We start from the raw sequence: 3,649 nt of genomic DNA on the forward strand, positions 1-3,649 counted from the left end.
CTGGATCTGCTGCTGCACCTGGGCCACGCGGCCACGCTGCTCGTTGGCGCGCGCCTGCGCTGCGCGCACCGCCTCTTCCTGCTGCGGGCCGCTCCCGGCTTCTTCTTCGGCCTGCGCGGCCAGGATCTCGGCCTGCTCTTCGGCGGCGGCAATCTGCTCGGCAATGGTTTCCTGCTCGGCAACCGCGTCGTCCCGGCGCTGAGCCCATTGCTGGTTCTGGCTTTCCAGGTCGGCCAGCCGGGCCTGGGCGCGTTGCCGGCCCTCGACCACGTAGCGGATGCGCTCTTCGAGCCGGCTCACTTCCAGCGAAGCCTGGGCCAGGTCGCCCTGTTTGGCGTGCAGCGCGTCAGAAGCTTCGTAGTGCGACTGGCGCACCACTTCCAGCTGCGCTTCCACGTGGCGCAGGTCGGCCAGCTTGGCTTCCAGCGCGTTGGTCGCGTCCAGCGTGGCCAGCTTCAGGCGGTCTTCCTCGGCGGCCGCGTCGCGGTGCTTGAGGAACCACAGCTGGTGCAGCTTCAGCGTGCCGGCCTTTTGCAGGCCGTGGAAACGCGTGGCGACCTCGGCCTGGCGCTCGAGCTTGTCGAGGTTGGCGTTGAGCTCGCGCAGGATGTCGTCGACCCGGGTCAGGTTCTCGCGCGTGTCGCGCAGCCGCAGCTCGGTCTCGCGGCGGCGCTCCTTGTACTTGGAGACGCCGGCAGCTTCTTCGAGGAACAGCCGCAACTCTTCAGGGCGCGACTCGATGATGCGGCTGATCGTGCCCTGGCCGATGATGGCGTAGGCGCGCGGGCCCAGGCCGGTGCCAAGGAACACGTCCTGCACGTCGCGGCGGCGCACCGGCTGGTTGTTGATGAAGTAGCTGCTGGTGCCGTCGCGCGTCAGCACACGCTTGACGGCGATCTCGGCGTACTGGTTCCACGAACCACCGGCGCGGCCGTCTTCATTGCTGAACACCAGCTCCACGCTGGCGCGGCTGGCCGGCTTGCGGTTGCCGGAGCCGTTGAAGATCACGTCCTGCATGGACTCGCCACGCAGCTCGCTGGCTTTGGACTCGCCCAGCACCCAGCGCACCGCGTCCATGATGTTGGACTTGCCGCAACCATTCGGCCCGACCACGCCCACGCGCTGGCCCGGCAGCTGGAAGGTGGTGGGCTCGGCGAAGGATTTGAAGCCTGACAGCTTGATCTGGTTGAGCCGCATGAAATGGGGCGTGACACGCAGTCCCACGCTGGCACCGCGGCAAGGCATTCGAATACCCGTCGCGGCGCTGTGGACTGCGCCTTAAGTCATTGATTTACTTGGAATTTTAGGTCGCCATTCGGTGACCTGACTGGCCGGGATGATAGCATCGCACCCCTTCTTCCCGGGTTGGTGCAGCAGCCCGTGGCCCCTTTGTTTGCCTGACTGTGCGCCATGTGGCGCCGGCGGGCGTCCATTTGCATTTGCCATGGCCCGTTCTTCCGCTCCTTCTGCCGACAAATCCGTCGAAAAATCTGCCCAGAAAGCCGCCAAGTCCGCTGACAAGCCGGTGAAGGCCGTCAAGATCGCCAAGGAGGCTGCGCAAGAGCGCCCCATGCCGCCGAACCCGCCGACCGCGCCCTCGAAGGAACTGCATGTGTTCCCGAACCCGGCCGCCGAGCGGGACTACGTGATCCAGTTCCAGATCCCCGAGTTCACCTGCCACTGCCCGCTGACCGGCCAGCCCGACTTCGCGCACTTCACCATCGACATGGTCTGCGACGAACTCTGCATCGAGCTGAAGAGCCTGAAGATGTACATGTGGAGCTTCCGCCACGAAGGCGCGTTCCACGAGAAGGTCACCAACGACATCCTGACGAAGATCGTCGGCGTGACCCAACCGCGCTACGCCCGCATCACCGCGCGCTGGTATGTGCGCGGCGGCATCTACACCAACGTGGTGGCCGAGCACCGCGCCAAGGGCTGGAAGAACGACGCCATCGTGCCCGCTCCGCAACTGCCCCAGGCCACCGGCCTGCGCTGACACCTTGCCGCAGCTCACGCCTCAACCGCCCGTCTCGCCCGAACCGCGGCCCACGCCTCGCCTGATCGACGTCATGGGCACCCTCGCCGTCCGTCCGCCCTACCAGAAGTACGACGTGACGGTGAAACGCAGCCCGATCGATGGCTTCGGCGTGTTCGCGGCCGAGGTGGTGCCGCGCTGGCACAAGATCGGCGAGGTGCGGGGCGAGAGCATCAGCATTGCCGAGGCGCGCCGCCGCGCGGCCACGCTCAAGCGCATCATGATCGTAGAGGTCTCCGACAAGACCGCCATCGACCTGGCCCAGTCCAGCGACCCGATGCGCTTCACCAACCACAGCTGCCAGCCCAACGGCCAGCTGCGCATCATTGCCGGCCGCATCGAGTTCTATGCGCTGCGCGAGATCGAGGTGGGCGAAGAGATCACCGTGAACTACGGCGAGACCCACCACGAAGGCCGGCTGACCTGCCAGTGCGGCGCGCCGGGCTGCGTAGGCAAGCTTTAGGACACACCCGCGGACGGCTCGCCGAGCCAGGCAGCCAGCACCACCTGCAGTGCAAGCGCATCGATCGGCTTGCCCAGGTGGGCGTTCATGCCAGCCTGGCGGCAGCGCTCGCGGTCGTCTTCGTAGACGTTGGCGGTCATCGCCAGGATGGGCGTGCCGGTGTGCATCGGCAAACGGCGGATGCGGCGCGTGGCCTCCAGGCCGTCCATCAGCGGCATGTGCATGTCCATCAGCATCAGGCTGTAGGGGTGGCGCTGGGCCAGCGTGCTGGCCACCACGCCATCGCTGGCGCAGTCCACCACCAGGCCGTGGCGGCCCAGCATGGCCTGCATCACTTCCAGGTTCACCGGGTTGTCGTCGACCACCAGCACGCGCCGGCCGGGCCACTGCGGCAATACGCTGGGCGCCAGCAAGGCACCGGCGTCCGCTTCGGCCTGGCGCAGCAGCGGCAGCGCGATCCAGAAGCGGCTGCCCTCGCCCGGCTGGCTGGCCACGCCGATCTGCCCACCCATCAGCTGGCACAGCTCGCGGCTGATGGTCAGCCCCAGGCCGGTGCCGCCGAACTGGCGCGTGGTCGAAGCGTCGGCCTGCTCGAAGGCGTCGAACACGCGGGCCTGCTGCTCGGGCGTCAGGCCGATGCCGGTGTCCCAGACCTCGAAACCCAGCCAGACCTGGGCGCCTTCGTCGCGCAGCCACTGCGCGCGCAAGCCCACCTCGCCCTGGCTGGTGAACTTCACCGCGTTGCCCAGGAAGTTCAGCAGCACCTGGCCCAGCCGCCGCTCGTCGCCCTGCAGCAGCGCGGGCAGGCGCTCGTCCAGCTCGGTGCGAAGCTGCAGGCCCTTGTCGCGCGCGCTCAGCTCCACCATGCCGACCATGCGCTCGACCAGCGCGCGCGGCGAGAACGTGACCGTCTCCAGCGACAGCTTGCCGGCCTCGATGCGCGAGAGGTCCAGCACGTCGTTGATCAGGCCCATCAGGTGGTGCGCAGCGCCATCCACCTTGGCCAGGCGGTCGCGCTGCAGCGGATCGATGCTGCCTTCGCCCAGCAGCCGGGTCAGGCCGATGATGGCGTTCATCGGCGTGCGGATCTCGTGGCTGATGTTGGCCAGGAAGCTGCTCTTGGCGCGGCTCGCGGCCTCGGCCGCGTC

General features: G+C 67.8%; 4 protein-coding genes. 2 read left to right on the forward strand and 2 right to left on the reverse strand.

All coding sequences use genetic code 11. The features are described from left to right. A partial coding sequence (locus FKP22_RS24015) for a chromosome segregation SMC family protein (protein WP_141290188.1) occupies positions 1-1,197 on the reverse strand: 1,197 nt, incomplete at its 3' end. Positions 1,198-1,570: 373 nt separating this feature from the next. Here FKP22_RS24015 and queF point away from each other — a divergent pair. Both queF and FKP22_RS24025 read left to right on the forward strand, forming a co-directional pair. After that, on the forward strand, positions 1,571-1,999 hold the full coding sequence (gene queF / locus FKP22_RS24020) for a preQ(1) synthase (protein ID WP_141290189.1): 429 nt from the start codon (positions 1,571-1,573) through the stop codon (positions 1,997-1,999). 4 nt (positions 2,000-2,003) lie between these two features. Then, positions 2,004-2,501, forward strand: a complete 498-nt coding sequence (locus tag FKP22_RS24025; protein WP_231011193.1) for an SET domain-containing protein — start codon at positions 2,004-2,006, stop codon at positions 2,499-2,501. Here the strand turns inward: FKP22_RS24025 and FKP22_RS24030 are convergent. Further along, positions 2,498-3,649, reverse strand: a 1,152-nt coding sequence (locus FKP22_RS24030; RefSeq protein ID WP_141290187.1) for an ATP-binding protein, incomplete at its 5' end; no start/stop codon positions are given. The genes FKP22_RS24025 and FKP22_RS24030 overlap by 4 nt on opposite strands.

Source organism: Ideonella azotifigens (assembly GCF_006519715.1).
Classification (GTDB): Bacteria; Pseudomonadota; Gammaproteobacteria; order Burkholderiales; family Burkholderiaceae_C; genus Ideonella; species Ideonella azotifigens.

Bases quoted from the DNA above. Each gene is read 5' to 3' on its own strand.
- queF (WP_141290189.1), top strand. From the start codon at position 1,571: ATGCCGCCGAACCCGCCGACCGCGCCCTCGAAGGAACTGCATGTGTTC.